Genomic DNA, 21,506 nt, shown 5'->3' with positions numbered 1-21,506 from the left:
GAAGTTTATAACTATTTTCTTTGCGGATACTTCTCCCGGGGGACGGCTATGCCGGTAGTCTCTTAGCCTAAATCTTTAAAAGCATTAAACCTGCCTACCGCAGGCAGGCGCAAAGGTTGCAAAGCTTTCTTCTATCATTCATCAACATACTTCTTAAACCTTACTACTTTTTCTTATCCTCTCATCCACTACTTTCAAAAATTGCACTACATCAATCGGTTTTATGAGATAATCTTTAGCTCCAGTTGCAAGTAATATTTCAATCTGACGACTCATTGCGTATGCACTAAGAATAATAATTGGTATTTCCGCTGTTCTCGGTTCTGCCTGTAACAGCTTTATCACTTCACTACCGTGAATATCCGGCAAACTGAGATCAAGCAGAATTAAATCCGGTTTGTAATCAATTGCAAATTGAACTGCATTTTTGCCATACATATTAGTTATTAAACGAATAGTAGGACGATGCGTTTCTAAAATCTGTTCAATTAATTGTATGTTCGAAAGATTATCTTCGATATACAAAATAGTTTTGCTGTCCTGTGTTATTTCGGCTTCCGGTTTTGTTAATTCACTTATTCGTTCGTGGTGATTCTTTTGACTTTCCGTCAGCGACATCTGATTAAGTAATTCGAATTTCACTTTATCTGACTGTTCGGCTTTTTCTTTAGCAACTCTCAATTCTATGTTTGCCTTTTCAAGTTCTTTGGTTCTTTCTTTCACCTTCTCTTCTACAATCTGATTCTGATTTTCTAATTGTTGGTGAAGATAGCGGACTTTAAGCAGATTTTTTATTCGAAGGTCAACTTCTATCAAATCAAACGGTTTTGCAAGAAAATCACTTGCGCCGCTGGCAAGTGCTTTTTGTTTAGATTCCGGTGTTATATCGGCGGTGAGTACTAATATGGGGAAGTAAGTATTGGCTGGAATAAGAGCTTTCAATTGCATCATCACTTCATAACCGTTTAAGTTCGGCATGATCAGATCAAGCAAAAGTAAATCCGGTTTGAACTCATCAAACAACTTAAAAACTTGTCTGGAGTCTTTAGTGGTTATATAGTTTGTAAAACCTTTAGCATCAAGCAGCCCGGTAAGAACATCTATATTAGCCTGTTGATCATCTACAATTAGTATGTTTGCATTTTTTAGTATTGAATCATTCATGATTTATTCCCTTGAAATTATCACTCCTTACTACTTTTCCTTATCCACTTATCCACTACTTTCAAAAATTGTACTACATCAATCGGTTTTATCAGATAATCTTCAGCTCCGGCTTCCATTAATTGCTCGATCTGTTTTGTCATTGCATCCGCGCTAAGAATAATAACCGGTATTTTCGCTGTTCTCGGTTCTGCATGTATCAGCTTTATCACTTCACTACCGTGTATATCGGGCAGATCGAGATCAAGCAGAATTAAATTCGGCTTGTAATCAATTGCAAATTGAACTGCATTTTTACCATATATATTCGTTATCAATTTAATTGATGGACGATGCATTTCTAAAATCTGTTCAACTAATTGTATGTTCGAAAGATTATCTTCGATATACAAAATAGTTCCGCTGTTCTGTGTTATTTCAGCTTCCAGTTTTGTTAATTCACCTGTTCGTTCGTAGTGATTCTGTTGTCCTTCCGTCTGAGGCAGTTCAATCCAGAAAGTACTTCCTTTGCCGACCTCACTTTCAACACCAATTTTGCCACCCATTGCTTCAATCAATTTTTCAGAAATGGCTAATCCAAGTCCGGTGCCTTCAGTTTCTGTTCGTTCAGCGCCAATGCGTTCGAACGGTTTAAAAAGTTTTTCAATGTATTCTTGAGCAATACCTTTTCCCGTATCAGTCACACTAATCCGAATTACATTCTCATTTCTCCCTTCCGACTTCTTTATTGTACATTCAACCCTCACCACTTGTTTCAAACGCTGGTGATCTGTTTTTACAAAGAGTCTTTCAGTAGTTGAAGCATCTGATTCGAGCTTGATCTGATTTTCTTCAGCGAGATGACGAACAATATCAATCGTTTCCAAAATAATACCGAAAATTTCAACCGGTTCCGGCGAAACAGTCAGCCGTCCAGCTTCAATCTTGGCCATATCGAGCACTTCATTTATTAAATTTAGAAGATGCTTTCCGCTTTTCAAGATTTGATCTACACCTTTTTTGTGAGACGGATTTAGTTCTCCCATATCCATCAATTGTGCAAAGCCGAGAATCGAATTCATTGGTGTTCTAAGTTCGTGACTCATACGGGAAAGGAATTCACTCTTTGCAAAATTGGCCCGTTCGGCTTCTGCTTTTGCTTTTGAAAGTTCGTTCTCATTTTTTTTACGTTCGGTGATGTCCTCAATGGCAAGAAGTATTATCCGTTCTTTTCCCGATCCTCTTTGAATTTGCCGGGCATTCAAAAGCATGATGCGTTTACCGATTGTAGAAAAGTCATGTTCAACTTCATAGTTATCGAATGCTGCTTTTTCGGGAAGGATTGTCTCAAGAAGTTCTCTCAGTTTAGGTATATTCCACTGGTTATTTCCCAGTTCATATATAAGCGTTCCTATTGTTTCTTCAGAACTTACTTTGAAGAATTCATAGAATGAACGGCTGGCTTTGACTACTCTTAACTCTTGATCCAGTGCAAGTAAAGGTTCACGCACAGTGTTGATTAAGTTCTCGGCGAATTCACTTACTTCATCTGCCGATTTTTTAATTACCGCAAGTTCTTTGCGGGTTTTTTCCAGACCGGCTTCTATCTCCTTACGTTCGGTGATATCCTCAATGGCAAGAAGTATTATCTGTTCTTTTTCCGATCCTCTTTGAATTTTTCGGGCATTCAAAAGCATGATGCGTTTACCGATTGTAGAAAAGTCATGTTCAACTTCATAGTTGTCGAATGTAGTTTTTTCCGGAAGGATTGTCTCAAGCAGTTCTCTCAGTTTAGGTATATTCCATTGGTGATTTCCTAGATCATATATAAGCGTTCCTATCGTTTCTTCAGAACTGACTTTGAAGAATTCATAGAATGAATGGCTGGCTTTAACTACTCTTAGCTCTTTATCCAATAAAAGTAAAGGTTCACGTACAGTGTTGATTATGTTTTCGGCGAATTCACTTACTTCATCTGCAGATTTTTTAATCACCACAAGTTCTTTGCGGGTTTTTTCCAGACCGGTTTCTATCCCCTTACGTTCAGCGATGTCCTCAATGGCAAGAAGAATTATCTTCTCTTTTCCAAGGGCTCTTTGAATTTGCCGGGCATTCAAAAGCATGATGCGTTTACCGATTGTAGAAAAGTCGTGTTCAACTTCATAGTTGTCGAATGTTGTTTTTTCGGGAAGGATTGTCTCCAGAAGTTCTCTCAGTTTTGGAATATTCCACTGGTGATTTCCCAAATCATATATAAGCGTTCCAATTGTTTCATCGGAGCTTACCTTGAAGAAATCATAGAATGAACGGCTGGCTTTGACTACTCTTAAATCTTTATCCAGTAAAAGTAAAGGTTCACGCACAGTGTTGATCACACTCTCGGCGAATTCACTTACTTCATCAGCGGATTTCAATTTGATTTTCGAGAGGGACGGCTTTATAGCTGATTTTATTCTTTCTTTTTTATTAATCTTTGCCATTATACTAACCTATATCTAATTTAAGATGTAACTATTTAGTGCTAAAAATCAATCCATCAAAGGGATGAAAAAGGAACTACATCTTTTTGGTGAGGAGCTGCTTGTTTATTCAGAGACAAACCGAAAACAATTCATTTCTAACTTGAGAAATTCATTGCTCATTCCCTTTATAATACCGGTTTCGAAGTGCAATAACTCTGTCAGATCAAAACCGGTTTTTAATTTTTGTAATTATACATCCCAGTTATTTTTTATTCTTGCCTTTATCTTGCTTGTCTCGATTATTATTTTGTTTATTAGCCTTATTCTTACTGTTATCTTGCCTTTGTTGCTGAACCCAGTTATTATGCTCGGGATGGTTTTTGTTCACAAAATATTTTGAATCCTTGCTATCGCGGATTGGCTGCTGATCGTGTTGACCTTTAAATGAGGAATATTTATCTCTGTAGGTATTATGATTTCGCCACGGTGATTTATCATTCACTACTTCTTTATGAGAATTATATAAATCAAAATTACGATAACGTGAAGGCAATGATGCACTGCTAATCCAACGCCCTCTATCATTATAGTAATAACGATGTGATGGGACATTGTAGTAAACTTCAATATCCGGGAAGTAATAATTTTCAGCATAATCATAACCGGTGGGACCCCAAGCTGGCTGGCTATTTAAATTAAAGCTGATACCAAAACGTACTTGTGCATTTAAAGCACCTGCAAAGCACAGTACTACGATTAATGCAAAAAAATAACGCATAATGTTTCTCCTTTTTTTTCCGCTGTTTCATCCAACTACTGTTAGAACGAACAGCGATTGTTTAACTAATTGTTTACCATCGAAATACTTTTGGTAATTGTCTTTAGTGTTTCATCAGTGTAAGAATAGTTTGCAATTTCCAACCGTGTGTGTAGTGCGAGTTTCTCCATAATATTATGAATATGACTTTTAACAGTATAGGTGGATATGTGAATTTTTTGACCGATCTCTCTGTTGCTTATTCCTTCACTAAGTAACCCGATAACCTCCCGTTCCCGCTTTGTCATCCGTACTGATTCTTTCAGTTGGGATTTACCATCTCTTACCGCGTTATCAACAATCTGAGAAAAAAGGGAATTAACTAAGAGAGATGGAAGAACAGTTGACCCATCAGCTATTGTTCGTATCGTGATTAAAAAATCATTAAGCGATGCATCTTTAAGGATGAAGCCGTTGGCACCTGCTTTTACATACTGTAAGATATCGGCTTGTACAGGTGCAAGGTCCATAACAATGATTTTTGCTTCCGGGAAATCTTTTTTCACTATTTCCACAACATGTAAACTATTTTGACTTCGCAATCCCAAATCCAAAAGAACCACATTTGGTTTTAACTGCTGGATTTTGAGAAGTGTGTTCCTACCGTCTCCGGATGCAGCGATTATAACTATATCCTTATAAGGTTTAAGAATCTTTAGGATTCCATCTCGAAGAAGACGGTTATCTTCAATAAGTAACAATCTGATTTTTTTCATGGTATAATCTCAATTAAAAGTAAAACAAATGTGAACTCTATGATAAACTCAACTTAAATTGTTTTCTAAAAAAGTTGGGGTTTGAACAAACTGCCGGCATCGAACGGCAAACAAATCAAACCCCTTCAGGAAATACTATTTTTTTTCCATTACTTTATCTTTAATTATAATTCTTCACTTCTTCACTTACTACCATAATTAAGATGCAACTAATTAGGACGTAAATTCAATCGGTCAAAGGGATGGAAAAGGAACTACATCTTTTGGGTGAGGAAATGCTTGTTTGTAATGATGGTACTAATAAAACTTTTGTGTTTATTTTATAGATTCAAAATATTTATGAGCATCTCTGTAATTTTCAGTTACAGAGATACTCATACTCTGTATAAAAAAAATTAATTATTTAATAATTCTAAACACAATTCTTCTGTTCATTGCTCTGCCATCTGCTGTTTCGTTATCGGCGATCGGATTGCTTTTTCCGTAACCGATAGTTGTAAGTCTGTTTTCATTTATACCTTTTGAAACAAGATAAGTTTTTACTGTTTTAGCTCTATCAACTGAAAGTACTTGGTTGTATTCCACTGTGCCGATATAATCGCAATATCCTTCAATCTCAACATTTACACCGGATTTATCATTTAATAAATCCACCGCTTTATCAAGCACAGGATATGATTCAGGTAATAGGTCTGATTTATCAAATGCAAAATTTACACCGATCAGAACTAATCTATCTTCTGAAATTGCTTTAATATATCTATCAACAACAACTTCTTTTGTAATTTCTTTTGGAATGTGCTTCTTAATCATATCTTCAATTCTGTTATAGTCGGTCATGTCTTTCATTTCATGATTCATCTCCATGGTTATTCCCTGACAAGGTTCGCACAGCTTAGATGGTTTGCCTTTATCGAAATAATAAAGAAGACCAAGATTAATAGTCATGTAAGAATCGCGTCCGTTAACTTCTGTAGGAACAGGAACAATAGCACCATCAAGTTCTGAATTGAACATTGTATGATAGCCATACTCTGTCAAGATTTTCCATTGTGAATCAAGAGACCATTCAACGCCGCCGCCCACATTGAAAGAGAGGGCAGTTTCGTTTGCATCTAAAGTTGTTGTTGCATAATTATTTAACGTTCTTAAAGCAGCACCGGCACCGGCAAATAAATAAGGTGAAACCGGTTTGCATGGAATAAGATAAAAAAGTAAATCAAGATCGCCTGTTATTAGGTTTGTTGATTCTGTAATCACGTTAAGAGATGAATTGGTCCATTGTCCTTCAAGGTGATTATAACTGCCTTTCAATCTTAATCCAACATATTCAGAAAAATTCCTTTTTAAGGAAAGAAATGCGCCGTAGTCAGAGTTTAATGGTTGAATATTGACACTTACAAATCTTGGATATGAAAAACCAAAACCAAATGCCCAGCTATCTGTTGCTGCTTGTGCGTGAGAAATACTCATGCCAATTATTAACATCAATGCAAGAGTTATTAAAAATTTTTTCATTTCATGTCTCCTTTTTTGCTTTTTTGAAATTCTGTTCAACTCACTACTATCAAATTTATTTCCGATCTATTCTTCAAACAGTGCGCCTATTTAGTGCACTCATTTTGAAAATATAAGGTGAGGAGACTGTATCTCCTCACCATGCATATTAAATTATGGTTTTACAATTATACTATGATCCAAAGAAACCTGTCCGGCTGCTGGCCCTTGTATTAACGCTCTTCCGTCTAATCTTGCACCTGTCAAAAGCGAGATTGAAGTACTGGCGATGATTGTTCCTTTCATCTTGGAGTTTGTACCAAGAGTGACAGCAGATCCCGCCGACCAGTAAATGTTCGCTGCCTGTGCGCCATTTGTTAAGACAACCTCACTTGTGGCCTCTGTTGTTATCGAAGTAGCACTGCGAATAACGAAGACAGCATTGGAATTACCCTGTGCATCTAAGTACAGAAAACCACCCGGAGATATTTGAATAGAAGTTCCTGATTCATAAAGACCGGGAACGAGTGTAAGTCCATTAATATTTCCTGAGATCGGTGTTGGGGTTCCGCGTACGGCAGCTGTGGCATCAAGATATGCGACTTGCGCATCATTCTTAGCTGCAATTAACATCGCAGGAGTTGGAACTGCATCGTTAGCAGCAAACACTTTTCCAGTCACTTCAGGTGATGTCGAAAATGTATTCGAGGCATCTGGTGTTAATACAAATCCGGTTATCGACGACCTTGCACCAGGACTTATACCAATATCTCCGGTAATTGCTGAAGTCGGAATGTTTGTGATCGCTGAGTTAGACAGAAGCCCAAACCGTGCTGCTGTTCCAAGATTGACCGGTGCTTGACCTCCAGTACCTGCTGAAGCAAAGTTCGCTACTAATGTTCTGTTTCCACTTATCGTAAATGTATAACTTGCATTTGTAGATACAGTATTTCCGTTCTCTGTCCAGTTAGTAAATGTATATCCAGAATTTGGCGTTGCGGTTACCGTTACCGAAGAGCCTGAATTAAATGCACCGCCTCCATTTGTCGTTCCACCTGCTGATGGATTTGATAATAGCGTTATTGTATACTGTGTTGGAGCTACAGCAGTAAAGTTCGCTACAAGCGTTCTATTTCCACCTATAGTAAACTGATAACTTATACTTGACGTTACCACAATTCCGTTCTCTGTCCAGTTATTAAATATATATCCAGCGTTCGTTGTTGCGGTTACTGTTACTGAAGAGCCTGAATTAAATGTACCGCCTCCATTTGTCGTTCCGCCTGCCGATGGATTTGATGATAGCGTTATTGTATACTGTGTTAAAGATCCAGCAGTAAAGTTCGCTACTAATGTTCTGTTTCCACTTATTGTAAATGTATAACTGGCATTTGTAGATACAGCAGTTCCGTTCTCTGTCCAATTTGTAAATGTATATCCAGCGTTCGGTGTTGCGGTTAGTGTTACTGAAGAGGCTGAATTAAATGCACCGCCTCCACTTGTCGTTCCGCCTGCCAATGGATTTGATAATAGCGTTATTGTATACTGTGTTGGAGCTACAGCAGTAAAGTTCGCTACGAGTGTTCTATTTCCATTTATAGAAAACTGATAACTTATACTTGATGTTACCACAACTCCGTTCTCTTTCCAATTTGTAAATGTATATCCAGAATTTGGTGTTGCGGTTACTGTTACTGAAGAGCCTGTATTAAATGTACCGCCTCCACTTGTCGATCCGCCTGCCGATGGACTTGATGATAGCGTTACTGTATAAGGGATGACCAGCGTAGAAGTGATTCCAACTCTATCTTCGCAGCCCGCCATAATCATGACCAGTAGCAGTGGAATTAACCATATCTTAGAATAGTTTTTCATTTTGTTCATTATAATTTACCTCCCATGATAAATTAGTTTTTGTTATTTATTTGTTAAAAAAGTTTCATACTTTATCAATAAGAACTACTTCATGAGAATCAACTTCTTCGTCGAGACGAAGGATCCGGTTTCCAAACGGTAGAAATACACACCACTTGAAAGATTCAGTTTTGCTTCGCTCGTGTTAAATGGTACTGTATAACTTCCGGCTTCCTGATTGCTGTTCACAAGCGTAACAACTTCATGACCAAGCACATCATACACCTTGAGGGAGACCAAACCGGCATTTCCAATTGTGTATTGAATCTTTGTTGACGGATTGAATGGGTTTGGATAGTTTTGGTCGAGAGAAAAAGTTTGAGGCATTACATCATTTTCAACCGAGGTCAACACCGGTTTGGAGACGGTATTGGCGATCAATGTAACTGCGGTCTGTGCCAGCGCTCTGCCGTTGAGTGTTGCACCGGTATTCATTGCAATCTGTGTTTGACACAATATGATTCCCTTCATGTCAGCCGTTGTTCCAAGAGTAACTTGACCGGCAACCTGCCAGAAGATGTTGGAAGTCTTTGCACCGCCGCTGAGAGTAACAATGGCTCCGTTGCCAACGGTTAGGTTCCCCGCTATCTGAAAGATCCAGACAGCTGTTGCGTTGCCCGAGATAGTGACACCGCCAGCAGATACCATGACCCCAGTACTCCATTTGTAAAGACCAGGAGTGAGGGTCTGCCCGGTAACATCCCCGGTGTACATTTCAGTATGATCAGGCAATGTTCGTCCAGCAGCATCGGTGTATGCGGTTTCCATGTCGCCAATAGCTGTAGTCATCTTAGTTGGAGTTGGGGGAGTATAGTCAGCGGCATATATCCTTCCAGTAACTAAAGATGATGTTGAAAATGTATTCGAAGCATCCGCGATTAACCCAAATCCCGTTATGAAACTCGCGGCGGCTGGACTAATTCCAATATCTCCAGTAATTTGAGTCGTTCCCGTGGTTGAGACTCCTGTTTTTGCTAGAATCACAAAATCGCCAGCTGTTCCAAGATTCACTGGTGTCGATTGAGGTACGGCAGCGACGGGCACTAACAAAACAACCGTCAGCATCGCTCCGAGGAAGCGCATCCATCTGTTTAATACATTTGTTGGATTTTTTGTATTGGTCTTCATAAGATTCTCCTTGTAATTGTAGTTATTGAAAGGGTAAGTGTTCGAACAATTGCGTTTTTCATTCTTATTCATAATAATTTACCTCCTATGGTAATTTCGTTTTCCTTATTTACTTATATAAGGTAAGTAGATGTTGTGAATGTTGTAATCAGGCGAAGGGATGAAAATGGAACTACTACTTTTGGTTGAGTTCTTTGGATGATTATTTTGAAAAGAAACTATTCGTGGATAAAATTTATTTTGTTTGATTAAGTTTTCATTATTAATAAATAAAAGCCCCAATTTTATACGGGGCTTTTTAACTAAAACTGTCAACTTTTTTTAGGACGATTCAAGCGTTAAAAGTTGATTTAATTGCTGTCTTCTTTTCCGTCTTTATTATTATCCTTGAATGCTTTTAAGAAACTTTTCAAATTATTTTCTATAACACTAAAGTTATTCGGGTTTGTTGGATCGAGCAGAGCGTTGTTTTGATCCAGGAACCAGCCAGCTGAGCTAATCTGTAAAGTAAGATTAAATGTTGTTTGAGTTTGACTGATAACTAAATTGGGGGAAAGTGTCTTTTCAAACTCAACATTTATCTTTGACTTATAAGTAAAAGCAGTAGCAGTAGACTGTCCATTTTTATATATGCTACCATCTATAATTATGCTGAACCTATCGCCGCTAAGGAAATCTGCAAATGTTGCTTTTTGTGAAGCTGATAAGGTATCGATTTCACTTTGACTTACCTTGTGAATCTCAAATTTAAACTTGTTATAAGTATCAAATGGAATATTCGAAATAGAAATCTGCTGCATTGCACCGGAAAGGTTTAAATCCAATACAAACGGAGCGAGTTTTTTGGTTGAGTTTATACCATTTTCTTCGTGTTCCATTTCTACTTCATTATTGTCTTCGGCTTTCAGCTTTATATTACGCAGCACAACTCTTACACGAGTTATTTTTATAGAATCTACTGCATTTACTGAGCCTGATTTCTGCAAGCCGGAAATAGCCTGAGTAGTATATACTGCAGTCATCGAAATTTTACTTGTAGTGCCAATGGGAGCCGGATCAGTTGAGTTACTGCAGCCGTAAACAAAAAGGGATACAGCAAAAATCAGGACTAGAAATACTACATTTATGTTTTTCATGGGGATTCTCCTATTTTATGAATTTTTTAAGTCATTCAACTATTTTAGTTAATGCTTGTGGGAAAAGATATTATTATTGGGATTGGAATACTATCAGGCAAAGGGATGAAAAAGGAACTACATCTTTTAGTTGGGTAAAGATTTTAAACAATAATTTTCCATTTCTGATTTTCGAATATTCATTTCCAAGAATCTTATTAGATTCTAATTACAAATTTATTATTGAACCTGATATTCTTTCTAACTAACGTTAAAATACTTTTTCTCCATAGGAGTCCTTCGGACAAACTTTATTCAAATATTCAAATACTAAAAACCCCACAGCAGCCAACTACTTTTTGCCTTATCCATAAGTATTTTAAACCCGGCTGAGCCTTCTTTCAAATTAACAAAAGTAGAATCGAAATTTTGCGCGTAAGTTCGATCCATTAACAGTCTTCCTATTGTTCCTTTTCCGGATTGTATATTGTTTGTAATCTTAGACAAATCATTTGTGATGTTGGATGTATTATCAATAGTTGTTTTTAATGATATCAGAACATCGTCCATATTAATTGGCTGGACTGTTTCGATAGTATCGTTATTTTCTATTCCCATTTTTTCGCCTGATCCGGGACTTATAATTAAAATTTTATTCCCCATAAGTCCTTCCGAGCCAATACTTGCAACCGCATCCTTCTTTATAAACTTTCGAGTGCTTTCATCAATTAGTATTTTTACTATAACGGAAGTATCGCTAACTATACTAATATTTTCTACTGTCCCAACATTTATTCCCGAGAACCTTACGTTATTTCCTGCCTGGAGCCCGGCAACATCTTTAAATACTCCGCTTACTCGAAAAGTACTTCTGAATAATTGCTGCCTCTCACCGATAAAATATATTCCTAAAATGAATACCATTATTCCAACGGAAATAAATATTCCCAGCCTGATTTTATTACTTGTGTCTTTTTTCATTTGATTTACTCTTATAATTTGTTTTATGTATTATTCAAAAAATGATCTCACCCATGCATCTGAAGAACTCTCAAGATCCGAATATGATCCTTCTGCAACGCATACTCCATCTTTGATTACTATAATTCGATTTGCCGTACGCCTGGCACAATCAATATCGTGCGTGATAATAATGGAAGAAGTATTATATATTCTTTGTACTTCCAGAATAAGGTTGCTTATTTCTTTTGATGTAATAGGATCCAGTCCTGTAGTAGGTTCATCATAAAGCATTATTTCAGGTTTTAAGATCAACGTTCGGGCTAAACCTAACCTTTTACGCATACCGCCGGAAAGTTCCGAAGGTGTCATATCAATTTCTCCACCAAGTCCTACATTTTGTAATGCTTCTTGAACCATTGAGTTCATTTCTTCTTTCGGTATGGAACCTAATTGTCTTCGTAGCGGGAATTCAAGATTTTCTCTGGCAGTCATAGAATCATATAGTGCACCGCTTTGAAAAAGGAAACCAATCTTTTTGCGTATTTCAATTAGTTCCTTTTCATTAAGTTCTGAAATATTTTGCCCGAGTATTACCATCTTACCTTCATCAGGATCAACCAATCCTACAATACATTTTATTAGTACTGATTTTCCGGTTCCGGATTGGCCAAGTATAACAAGGTTTTCTCCTTTATTAATAGCCAAATTAATATCACGCAGCACATGATTATTCCCAAAAGATTTCTTAAGATGTTCCATCTCAACAACAACATCATTTTGCTTATAATCATTTTCAACTTTTACAGATGTAGCGATAGTTGTCATTTCTCTCATTACCAAAATTAATTTTGGAACAAACTTGTAATTTGTACTGCAATTACATCAATTACAAAAACCATTAGGGATGCAAACACTACTGCTGAGTTAGCGGCTTTTCCAACTCCTTCGGTTCCCTTATTGGAATTATATCCTTTATAACTTCCTATAAGTCCAATTGCAAATCCGAAGAAAAATGTTTTGATGAAAGCAGGAAACAGATCTTTAAATTCGAGACTTTGGAATACCTGCGAAAAAAATAAATAAAAGCTTACATTTCCTTTTAAGTTTACGCCGACAAATGAACCTAATAAACCAATTGCATCGGCAAAAACTACCAATACTGGAAGCATCAACGTTGCAGAAAGTACCCTTGTAACAACTAGATATTTAAACGGATTAGTGCCTGATACCTTCATTGCATCAATTTGTTCGGTTACATTCATTGATGCCAGTTCTGCACCGATTCCAGATCCAACTTTTCCGGCAAAGATTAGCGCAGTTACTGCCGGTCCTATTTCCCTTATAATTGAAACTGCTACCATTGCAGGTAATAACGATTCAGCTCCAAACTTTACTAAAGTTGGTCTTGATTGAATTGTAAGTACAAGTCCAATTATAAATCCCGTTATAGCAACTAAAGGAAGTGACTTGTAACCAACAAGAAAAAATTGTTTCAATAGTTCATTAAACTCATACGGAGGTTTAAATACTTCTTTGAAAAAGCGTAGGGTAAAAATTGCAATTGAAGATACTTCTAAAAAGAATTTTTTAAATATTGAATAAGAGATACCCTCAGAAAACGATTCAGGAATGATTTCTTCTTCGTGGTGTAGATTTTGGGACTGCTGTAAAATTATTTTTTCCATTTTAGTGATGTCTTTAAATATTTAAAATTATTTATCCGGCGGTTATCTGTTTTTCCAATAAGCCTCCTTTATCAAAACCATCAACTGGCTTGTTGATTGAAAAACCCTTGGTTCATCTTTTCATTTTTCTTTTCTCTTTTAGCTGTCTTTTTTTCTTTCATAGTTTTTGTCGGTTCTTTCTTTGAACCCTTTTTACTGTCTTGACCTTTACTCATGATTTTTTTCCTTTTTTGAATTAGCTAAAATTCAGTGTGTAAACGAACTAGTGAAACCCTTGAAATTAATTTTTGCAACTCTTCTTTACTAAGTCCAAGCTTGATTTTAAGGTTTTCCCACATTGCACCTTTTTTCCCTTCGTCATAACGTAAATCGCTATCCGTTAAACTTGGATACTTCTTTTTAAGTTTAGCTTTTTGGATATCCCAATTTTCCCTCATTGAAGGAGTGGAGATAGTAAATGGTCGTACAGTTGTGCTATTTCTAAATGTCATTTATTAAATCCTAATTTAATTGCAATGTCTTAACAAATTATATTATGTAGAAATAAGCTTCTATACAATAGAGCAAAGGGATGAAGAAGGAACTACATCTTTTATGGGGAGATCAGAAATTAATTGCCTACTTAACAATTAATCTATAGCGATAAAGATTAAGAGATGGGGATTTGGTGGCATTTACTTTTGTTCAATTTCCAAAAGCCAATTAAATGCTTCTAGAATATTATCCGCACAAAAATATTTCAAGATACTCCAACGGTTATTTTGGTTTATGGATTCTGGCGATTTGGAGTCGAACCCAAGATTAGCAATTACAATTGCAATCCGGTCTGTATTCTTAAATCCAAATTGCTGCAGTTCTTCTCCATCCGTGTGTAGCTTGTTAATTCCCCCTTGAATTGTTGTTTCTGTGTGGTCTAATAAAAACTTTGTACAATCATGTTGATGAGCAAGTTTTACAGCTTCCTTGGAATACTGTTCTACAATCTGAAAGTTTAATCTTCCTTTCATTTTAACGCTGACAATTTTTTTGTCAGGTAAGTAATCAGTTGTGTATCCCATACCTAAATCCTACTGCACTTTCATCGTTACAATTTTGGTTATTCTTTTTCACTGATCTATTTTCAACATCTACTGTTTGGCTTCCTTAAAAAACCAAATAACCATTTCTTCCTGGTCATGCTTTTTTCTTTACGAATGTATCTGCCTTTCTACTCTTTGCCATTTTTTTCTGATCTAGTGCGAACATTTCATTTTTTGATTTTTCCATCTCAATAATCTTTAGTGCTTCTGATTCATCTTCTTTAAATTCAGATCGTAAAACTACAATATGAGCATCCGTTGCCGCACGTTTAAGCTCTAGACCAAATTGTTTGCGTTCAATTTCTTGTTGACGCAATAATTGTTCAGCATCGTTTTTCGCTTCTTGTGATAATCGAGCCGAGCCCGTCAATACGCCTTCCGGACCAACATAGACATCAAGCAATTCAATTCCGTGGTCGGTAAGTATGAACTCACGGATCTGATTGGAATGCGCCATACCTCGAGATTTAAGAACATACAGTCCTCTGTTGCGTTCACCGCCAATTTCAATATCACGCAGAAGCAGCCATGTGTCTATTAGTGATGATATTGATATATCTGTAAGTTCCTGGGCATCATTTGTGTTGGTAAGACTTGCAAAGAATGCAGTGATATTCCTCATCTTCAAAAAATCCACAAGACGCAGTAACATTATTTTTACTTCAGTTTGGTTCCCTCCAATCACGAATGCATCAATAGGATCCAGAACAACTATTTGCGGTTTAACTTTATTAATTAATTTGATAGAAGTCGTTAGATGATGTTCCAATCCATAGAGAGTTGGACGCGTTGCATGAAAGGTGAGCAATTCTTTTTTCACCCACGGTTCTAAGTGTATTCCAATTGAAGACATATTGCGCATAAACTGACTCGGGGATTCTTCGAAAGCAAAATAAAGAACGCGTTCCCCACGCTTACATGCTGCTTCAACAAATTGCGCTGCAACACTTGTCTTGCCGGTACCGGCTGTACCTGAAACAAGCACTGTACTGCCGCGAAAGTAACCTTTACCGGAGAGCATTGTATCCAGTCGTGGAATACCGGTGGAAATTCTTTCGCTGGATGTAATGTTATTCAATCCCAGCGAAGTGACAGGCAGAACAGAAAAACCATCTTCATCAATTAAAAAAGGATATTCGTTTGTACCGTGCGTTGAGCCGCGATATTTAACAATACGCAATCGTCGTATAGATGATTGATCGTTCACGCGATGATCGAGCAGAATGACACAATCGGAAACGTACTCTTCCAAACCCTGACGTGTTAATGTGCCATTGCCTCGTTCTCCAATTACTATTGTTGTAACACCTTTCATTTTCAACCAGCCGAATAACCGTCGCAGTTCTGTGCGTACAACAGTAGCATTTGGCAGCGCTGTAAAGAGTGATTCAATAGTATCCAGTACAACACGCTTAGCTCCAATGCTTTCAATTGCACTATGGATGCGGACGAACAAACCTTTTAAATCATATTCACCGCTCTGGTCAATTTCACCTCGCTCAATGTGAATATGTTCAAGCAAAATCTTTTTTCGTGCTATAAGTCCATTCAAATCGAACCCCAAAGAAGCAACGTTTGCAATGAGTTCTTTTTCAGATTCCTCGAACGAAATAAAAACACCAGGTTCATTGTAAATAGTCGCACCGCGAACGAGAAACTCCATTGCAAAAAGAGTCTTGCCGCAACCCGCACCCCCGCATATAAGCGTCGGTCTCCCTTTCGGTAATCCTCCGCCGGTGATTTCGTCCAAACCTTGAATACTGGTGGGGGATTTAGGAAGGGTCTTTCGCTGAAATTTTAATATGTTTTTTTTCATAAAATTTATCTCCAGAAATGTTATTACTATTCCTTAATTATATTTTTTTACGATTATTTAAATCAGTCATAAATAATTTAGCTTGACACCAAATGCTTGTTTGTTAATAAAGTAATGCAACCTCTTAGAAAAGATTTTGGTGTTTTGTCTTAATATCTCAAGGAATTATAGAAACTTTTGTAAAATAGAACAATAGTCCAAAGGGATGAAAAAGGGATTAGATCTTTATCACAACAAAACCTCTAATTGATCACATAGAAGATTGATTGTTAACTACCGAATATGTAGAAGTATTCGAAATAGAAAATTGAAATTAAGTTATTCTACTTGAACTGAAAATAAATCAATGCAACTGCAGCCGCACTCATCAGTATTAACGTTATTAATCCGAGAACATTTGACCATCTCTTGTTGGTAAATTCACCCATAACTTTTTTGTTGTTACAAATGTGTATTATTATGGCAATCATTACCGGCGCAGTTATGCCATACAAAACAGCAGTGTAAATAAGCGCATGTATTGGGCTTATGCCGAGAAATTCCAGAGACAATCCAACAATGAGCGACACGATAAGCGTGATGTAAAACCCTTTGGCTTCGTGAAATTTTTTATCTAACCCTTCCTTCCAATTAAAAGTCTCGGCTAAAATATAGGAAAGTGAGCCAGCTAAAACAGGTATTGCTAAAAATCCTGTACCGATTATACCCACAGCAAAAAGTAAATAAGTAAGTTTACCTGTCAATGGTTCTAATGCTTTTGCTGCTTGTCCTACCGTATCAATTTGTCTTATGCCCGCCTTATACAACACAGCGCCCGTAGTAAGGATTATGAAAAACATAACAAGGTTTGAAAATAACATTCCGAAATCAATATCCATTTTCATGTTGTCTAAAATTCGTTTATTGATTATGATTTTTTTACGGTTATGTGCAATGTCTTCGGCTTCCATAGTGGCTTGCCAAAAAAACAAATAGGGAGAAATAGTGGTTCCGAGAATGGCTACAAGTATCGCAAAGAAAGTTTTGTCAAAATGAATAGTAGGAATAAAAGTACTTTTCATAACATCCATCCAATCAGCATGCACCAAGAACGGAACTACGACATATAGTAATAAAGAAAGGCAAAGCCATTTTAATACAGCAGAAAGTTTTTGATATGGAAATTTGATAATAAAGAAAATAAGTAAACCCGTAAAAATTATACTGAAAGCAAAAGTTGGAATTTGAGGTATAAGTAAATTGGCAACAGCTCCCATTCCCTGAATGTCTGCACCTATATTAAGAGTAATAGCGGGAAAACTAAACACTGCCATTAGATATAAAATACTTTTCGGATATTTCTTTTTTAGTGTTGCTGTCAATCCTTCTTGAGTTACCATACCGATTCGTGCGCACATCTCCTGCACAGCAGCCATTAGAGGGAAAGTGATAATTGCAGTCCAAAGAGTTGCAAAACCAAAACCGGCACCTGCCTGTGAATAGGTTGCAATGCCCGAAGGATCATCATCGCTTGCGCCTGTGATAAGTCCGGGACCAAGTATGTGCCAGTATTTTTTAATTCTTGTTGAAAGTATTGTAGATATATTCATTATCATTAAATAATGAGGAACCCGGTTATATTTTTCATGAAAATTCTTTCCAATGATTAATGATAAACAATGTGATAAGATTTAATTCGTATTCGAAAATTGATGAGCGCAATTAAACTTTCTTGAAAATAATATTCATAACAAACTCACAATTGCAATAACACCGGAGATAATAATTAAAATACCGGCAATTTTGTTTACCCACCGCAGCCCGATTAAGTCAAGCTTTTTTCTAAAGAGTGTAACGCCGGAACTAAGAAATAGAAACCATAAACTTGAACCAATAAAAACTCCTACAACAAGTGCTGATGCAGAAAAATAACCGAGCCCGGTTCCTAAACCAAGAATTGCAAACACAGCTATAAAAGAAAAGATGGTCATAGGATTAGTGAGCGTTAGAAAAACAGTAGTGAGATATGATCTAAAAATTCCACTGCCTTTAACAGGAAGATTGGGATCAGCAGGATGTGTGCGAAATGTTCTTACCCCTAAGAAAAAGAGAAGAGCTCCTCCAACCAGCCGTATCCAGATTTTTTGACTAACAAGCGTATTTGAAATAATTGTAAGTCCAAATGCAGCCACACAACCGTAAAACATATCAGCTGTAGCAGCTCCAAGACCTATGATTAATCCGCGTAATCGTCCCTCGGTAAGTGTCTTGCGGATACACATTATTCCAATTGGTCCAACCGGTACTGCCATCGCAAAACCAATAAAGATTCCTTTAAGAAAAATAGTAAGTTCCATAACATAACCTTTCAACCATGGTGTTCGTGTAAATAGTCATGCATTCAACATACAATACGTTGCTTACTTTACTTTGTACTTGAACTGTGTAGTTTTGTAACCCATACCAACATTCAGATTAATAGTAAATAGGTATTCACCTTTTTCATCGAGTGTAACACCTGCACCGAAATGGTTCATCATTGGTTTGAGGTTCACAGATGATATTTTCTTGGTAGGAGAAACAACTTCCACCTTAGCACTGGTATCGGCGACTTCTTTTTTATTCAAAATATTTGTTACATCAAATATGAAGTAATGAGTCCCGGTCGAAATAGCTTTTTTAATTTCAGTATCCTTCACAGTGTTTTTATCTTTCATTTTTCCCATCACCTCACCCACAGTAGTGCTCTTCATTTCTGTGTTAAGCTTCTGACTTATGATCCACACTTTAGTGTTGAGACTATCAACTGTTGATTCATAAACTGGTTTACCCAACACATTTGAAATATCATTTACCTTTTTAACAGTCTTTGTTTTCATATCGCGGATAGTCTGCCCATACATAGTTAATGTCAGAACGATTACCATCATTGCTGAGAGAAGTAAATATTTAGTTTTCATAATAAATCCTTCCATATTAATTTGTAATTATGTTGATATTATAAAATCAATGGTAAAATTTTATTTATCACTTAAATCGGATCATAACTTTGTAAAAGACATAATCAGTTCAATGAACCAGATACAACTATTTCAAAAAATTTGGCTGCCATTTTACAGCTATTCCTGTTGCTTCGGATGAAGAATACACCCCTAATAAAATGTTCTTATCTTGTAAACGATGGAGTTCTGGGATTAATATGCCGAAAAATGCTCCTACTCCAAGACCAACTAATACATCGGTTGGAAAATGCATGAGTGCCCCGATTCTAAAATATGACATGAGAAGTGGGGGTATTGCCGCCGCACCATATACAAGATATTTCTTCCATCCCAGTTCTGGATGGTAATCACAAAATATCTTTGCGGTAAAAAAAGAAGCCGCTGCCGCAGATGCAACATGCCCGCTATAAAGTGAATTCCGGTTGTTGCTGTCCCTTCTTACGTCACTACTGTCACCAAGTGCATTGTAATAGACAACAGGACGTAATCTATTCTGAAAAGTGGCTCCGAATGGGCTATAAAGGTAAAAATTATTTGTAATTGCCTGGGTTTGCAAATACATCATCAGCACGTCTAACCAGTCTTGCCTGATATTGCGATCCAACATAGTTAAAACCGGAAGAAAGGGGCAGAGTGATGCCAATTGAGTTGAAAGTTTATCGTATTTGCTTTTTTGCGAGGGGTCAAGATTCAAAACCCAACGGTCAATTGGGGTAATATCATTTCTGTTTAAATTCTGTAATTCTGCAATTGATATGGTAGATTTGTTCGATAACCAGGGTACTCCAATCTTTTCTAACGCCAGTCCTCCGATTATGATACCACCTGTTGCCCAGTAATTAACATGGTAGGGATGAAATGAAGAATCACTTGCAGAAGATTGAGGATATATCGGTCTCACAAGACCGAAAAGAGCAAATGAAAAGATGATGAATTTAATAAGAATGAAACGATTATTTGAATTCTTTGTCATGATTATTCTCGAATTAGATCAATGCGACCCAGTTTATAGGAGCTCAATAGTTTAGCGTTTTTCATTTTACATTCCCTTCTATAAAATTATTCATCAAAGTTAGTACAGACTCAATAACCGTATTACAACTTTCTGAAAAACACAACAAGATAATTTTTCATTTGGTTATCAAATAATTTTGAATCAACTTACCAGACCTTCAACTTGGTTAGTTAAATAATTTTCCATGCCCATTTGTTCAATCTGTGCACGTTGTATTTCTGCCCAATCGACGTGGCCTTCTTCCATTTTAAGTATCTTGGTTAGCAGGTCAACAGTGCCTTGATCATCAACCTCACGGGCGAGTTTGATTGCGTCATTATAAGAGCGCACAGCATCAAGTTCATCTTTATCGTCGTTACTGATCATTTCTGAAACAGTCTTACCAATTTTTATAGTATTAAGTTTAGATACCGTTGGCGAAGCATCAAAAAAAATAATTCGCTCGATAAGCCACTCGGCATGGTGCATTTCATCCATTGCCTGTTTTCTGATAGCCATGTGAAGTTTACTGTAACCCCAGTTTTCGCACATTTCAGAATGCACCATGTACTGGTTTATTGCAGTGAGTTCATCTGCCAGAAGCAAATTCAAAACTTTAAGTAATTCTTTATTCCCTTTCATCTTTGTCTTCCGTTAAAATTGTTATTATAAATCTTGACTTGATTATGCTTTCCTTCTAAAGAGCAGCCAGCCAACTAAGACACCAAAACCAAAAGTGATTAATGCAGGAACCCATCCGAATCTGTTTCTGCCCATCCAATCGTTTAGATTCATTTTTCCATTCATTCCGCTATCCATCATCGTTCCATTGCCAAAGTACAAAAACAGCACTACTATGATTGCTAACACGATGATCAACAGCGTATTTTTTGTTATTGTCATTTGATTAATCTCTATTATAAAAATTGATCCTACTTATCATGAATATTTCAGATTCTTATTAATTGTAATTATTAAATATTTCATCACTAGTTTCTTGAATACCTTATGATGATATGAAGGTTTGTAGAATTGTTCAATCGGGCAAAGGGATGAAAAAAGGACTACATCTTTTGGGCGAGCTTAAAGATTTTAGTAGATTACTACTAGAATTGAAACATGGTAACATTGCTTAGATACTCAATTACTATTGAAAGATTATTTCATTGTAATTCTTTACTATAAATATGAATTTT

Annotated in this window: 21 protein-coding genes; all 21 read right to left on the bottom strand. The window is 36.7% G+C overall.

What is annotated here, in order from left to right:
• Positions 1-153: 153 nt before the first annotated feature.
• The 21 genes from NTZ27_12440 to NTZ27_12340 all read right to left on the bottom strand — a co-directional run bounded on the left by NTZ27_12440 (position 154) and on the right by NTZ27_12340 (position 21,213).
• Entirely contained in the window at positions 154-1,164 is a 1,011-nt protein-coding gene (locus NTZ27_12440) for a response regulator (GenBank protein ID MCX6175553.1), read from the bottom strand.
• A gap of 20 nt (positions 1,165-1,184) precedes the next feature.
• Entirely contained in the window at positions 1,185-3,623 is a 2,439-nt protein-coding gene (locus NTZ27_12435; GenBank protein ID MCX6175552.1) for a PAS domain S-box protein, read from the bottom strand.
• A gap of 244 nt (positions 3,624-3,867) precedes the next feature.
• Entirely contained in the window at positions 3,868-4,383 is a 516-nt protein-coding gene (locus tag NTZ27_12430; protein ID MCX6175551.1) for a hypothetical protein, read from the bottom strand.
• A 65-nt stretch (positions 4,384-4,448) separates the two neighbouring features.
• Positions 4,449-5,138, bottom strand: coding sequence for a response regulator transcription factor (locus NTZ27_12425; GenBank protein ID MCX6175550.1), 690 nt, complete (start codon positions 5,136-5,138; stop codon positions 4,449-4,451).
• A gap of 399 nt (positions 5,139-5,537) precedes the next feature.
• A complete protein-coding gene (locus NTZ27_12420; protein ID MCX6175549.1) occupies positions 5,538-6,656 on the bottom strand; it encodes an OmpA family protein in 1,119 nt (372 codons plus the stop codon).
• Positions 6,657-6,809: 153 nt separating this feature from the next.
• Positions 6,810-8,519: an ice-binding family protein gene (locus NTZ27_12415; GenBank protein MCX6175548.1), complete on the bottom strand. Its 1,710-nt coding sequence runs from the start codon at positions 8,517-8,519 to the stop codon at positions 6,810-6,812.
• Positions 8,520-8,594: 75 nt separating this feature from the next.
• Positions 8,595-9,677 carry an ice-binding family protein gene (locus NTZ27_12410; GenBank protein MCX6175547.1) on the bottom strand — a complete coding sequence of 361 codons (1,083 nt, stop codon included), beginning with the start codon at positions 9,675-9,677 and terminating at the stop codon, positions 8,595-8,597.
• 350 nt (positions 9,678-10,027) lie between these two features.
• The gene (locus NTZ27_12405) at positions 10,028-10,813 is read right to left on the bottom strand and encodes a hypothetical protein (protein MCX6175546.1); all 786 of its coding nucleotides are present in this window, start codon (positions 10,811-10,813) and stop codon (positions 10,028-10,030) included.
• A 309-nt stretch (positions 10,814-11,122) separates the two neighbouring features.
• Positions 11,123-11,773 (bottom strand): MlaD family protein, encoded by a 651-nt coding sequence (locus tag NTZ27_12400; protein MCX6175545.1) that lies wholly within the window; start codon positions 11,771-11,773, stop codon positions 11,123-11,125.
• A 30-nt stretch (positions 11,774-11,803) separates the two neighbouring features.
• Positions 11,804-12,580, bottom strand: coding sequence for an ATP-binding cassette domain-containing protein (locus NTZ27_12395; GenBank protein MCX6175544.1), 777 nt, complete (start codon positions 12,578-12,580; stop codon positions 11,804-11,806).
• 17 nt (positions 12,581-12,597) lie between these two features.
• Complete coding sequence (locus tag NTZ27_12390; protein MCX6175543.1) at positions 12,598-13,440, bottom strand: ABC transporter permease; 843 nt, start codon at positions 13,438-13,440, stop codon at positions 12,598-12,600.
• Between the two features lie 80 nt (positions 13,441-13,520).
• The gene (locus NTZ27_12385) at positions 13,521-13,655 is read right to left on the bottom strand and encodes a hypothetical protein (GenBank protein MCX6175542.1); all 135 of its coding nucleotides are present in this window, start codon (positions 13,653-13,655) and stop codon (positions 13,521-13,523) included.
• 24 nt (positions 13,656-13,679) lie between these two features.
• Positions 13,680-13,931 (bottom strand): hypothetical protein, encoded by a 252-nt coding sequence (locus tag NTZ27_12380; protein ID MCX6175541.1) that lies wholly within the window; start codon positions 13,929-13,931, stop codon positions 13,680-13,682.
• 183 nt (positions 13,932-14,114) lie between these two features.
• Complete coding sequence (locus NTZ27_12375) at positions 14,115-14,498, bottom strand: hypothetical protein (GenBank protein ID MCX6175540.1); 384 nt, start codon at positions 14,496-14,498, stop codon at positions 14,115-14,117.
• Positions 14,499-14,613: 115 nt separating this feature from the next.
• Positions 14,614-16,335 (bottom strand): circadian clock protein KaiC, encoded by a 1,722-nt coding sequence (kaiC, locus tag NTZ27_12370; protein ID MCX6175539.1) that lies wholly within the window; start codon positions 16,333-16,335, stop codon positions 14,614-14,616.
• A 323-nt stretch (positions 16,336-16,658) separates the two neighbouring features.
• Entirely contained in the window at positions 16,659-17,924 is a 1,266-nt protein-coding gene (locus NTZ27_12365) for a divalent metal cation transporter (GenBank protein MCX6175538.1), read from the bottom strand.
• A gap of 135 nt (positions 17,925-18,059) precedes the next feature.
• Positions 18,060-18,671, bottom strand: a complete 612-nt coding sequence (locus NTZ27_12360) for a LysE family transporter (GenBank protein MCX6175537.1) — start codon at positions 18,669-18,671, stop codon at positions 18,060-18,062.
• 63 nt (positions 18,672-18,734) lie between these two features.
• Entirely contained in the window at positions 18,735-19,274 is a 540-nt protein-coding gene (locus tag NTZ27_12355; protein MCX6175536.1) for a hypothetical protein, read from the bottom strand.
• Between the two features lie 127 nt (positions 19,275-19,401).
• A complete protein-coding gene (locus NTZ27_12350) occupies positions 19,402-20,289 on the bottom strand; it encodes a phosphatase PAP2 family protein (protein ID MCX6175535.1) in 888 nt (295 codons plus the stop codon).
• A 183-nt stretch (positions 20,290-20,472) separates the two neighbouring features.
• On the bottom strand, positions 20,473-20,952 hold the full coding sequence (gene bfr, locus NTZ27_12345; GenBank protein ID MCX6175534.1) for a bacterioferritin: 480 nt from the start codon (positions 20,950-20,952) through the stop codon (positions 20,473-20,475).
• 42 nt (positions 20,953-20,994) lie between these two features.
• Entirely contained in the window at positions 20,995-21,213 is a 219-nt protein-coding gene (locus NTZ27_12340) for a hypothetical protein (GenBank protein ID MCX6175533.1), read from the bottom strand.
• Positions 21,214-21,506: the final 293 nt, after the last annotated feature.

Source organism: Ignavibacteriales bacterium (genome assembly GCA_026390775.1).
GTDB lineage: Bacteria > Bacteroidota > Ignavibacteria > Ignavibacteriales > Melioribacteraceae > Fen-1258.
The sequence above is the reverse complement of the archived record's forward strand: the minus strand, read 5'-3'. Positions and strand labels throughout refer to the sequence as shown.

Coding starts and splice junctions, on each gene's coding strand:
- bfr (MCX6175534.1), bottom strand. CDS start 20,952: ATGAAAGGGAATAAAGAATTACTTAAAGTTTTGAATTTGCTTCTGGCA.
- NTZ27_12355 (MCX6175536.1), bottom strand. CDS start 19,274: ATGAAAACTAAATATTTACTTCTCTCAGCAATGATGGTAATCGTTCTG.
- NTZ27_12365 (MCX6175538.1), bottom strand. CDS start 17,924: ATGAATATATCTACAATACTTTCAACAAGAATTAAAAAATACTGGCAC.
- NTZ27_12430 (MCX6175551.1), bottom strand. CDS start 4,383: ATGCGTTATTTTTTTGCATTAATCGTAGTACTGTGCTTTGCAGGTGCT.
- NTZ27_12410 (MCX6175547.1), bottom strand. CDS start 9,677: ATGAAGACCAATACAAAAAATCCAACAAATGTATTAAACAGATGGATG.
- NTZ27_12425 (MCX6175550.1), bottom strand. CDS start 5,138: ATGAAAAAAATCAGATTGTTACTTATTGAAGATAACCGTCTTCTTCGA.
- NTZ27_12380 (MCX6175541.1), bottom strand. CDS start 13,931: ATGACATTTAGAAATAGCACAACTGTACGACCATTTACTATCTCCACT.
- NTZ27_12340 (MCX6175533.1), bottom strand. CDS start 21,213: ATGACAATAACAAAAAATACGCTGTTGATCATCGTGTTAGCAATCATA.
- NTZ27_12385 (MCX6175542.1), bottom strand. CDS start 13,655: ATGAGTAAAGGTCAAGACAGTAAAAAGGGTTCAAAGAAAGAACCGACA.
- NTZ27_12400 (MCX6175545.1), bottom strand. CDS start 11,773: ATGAAAAAAGACACAAGTAATAAAATCAGGCTGGGAATATTTATTTCC.
- NTZ27_12440 (MCX6175553.1), bottom strand. CDS start 1,164: ATGAATGATTCAATACTAAAAAATGCAAACATACTAATTGTAGATGAT.
- kaiC (MCX6175539.1), bottom strand. CDS start 16,335: ATGAAAAAAAACATATTAAAATTTCAGCGAAAGACCCTTCCTAAATCC.
- NTZ27_12415 (MCX6175548.1), bottom strand. CDS start 8,519: ATGAACAAAATGAAAAACTATTCTAAGATATGGTTAATTCCACTGCTA.
- NTZ27_12360 (MCX6175537.1), bottom strand. CDS start 18,671: ATGGAACTTACTATTTTTCTTAAAGGAATCTTTATTGGTTTTGCGATG.
- NTZ27_12390 (MCX6175543.1), bottom strand. CDS start 13,440: ATGGAAAAAATAATTTTACAGCAGTCCCAAAATCTACACCACGAAGAA.
- NTZ27_12420 (MCX6175549.1), bottom strand. CDS start 6,656: ATGAAAAAATTTTTAATAACTCTTGCATTGATGTTAATAATTGGCATG.
- NTZ27_12375 (MCX6175540.1), bottom strand. CDS start 14,498: ATGGGATACACAACTGATTACTTACCTGACAAAAAAATTGTCAGCGTT.
- NTZ27_12350 (MCX6175535.1), bottom strand. CDS start 20,289: ATGACAAAGAATTCAAATAATCGTTTCATTCTTATTAAATTCATCATC.
- NTZ27_12395 (MCX6175544.1), bottom strand. CDS start 12,580: ATGACAACTATCGCTACATCTGTAAAAGTTGAAAATGATTATAAGCAA.
- NTZ27_12405 (MCX6175546.1), bottom strand. CDS start 10,813: ATGAAAAACATAAATGTAGTATTTCTAGTCCTGATTTTTGCTGTATCC.
- NTZ27_12435 (MCX6175552.1), bottom strand. CDS start 3,623: ATGGCAAAGATTAATAAAAAAGAAAGAATAAAATCAGCTATAAAGCCG.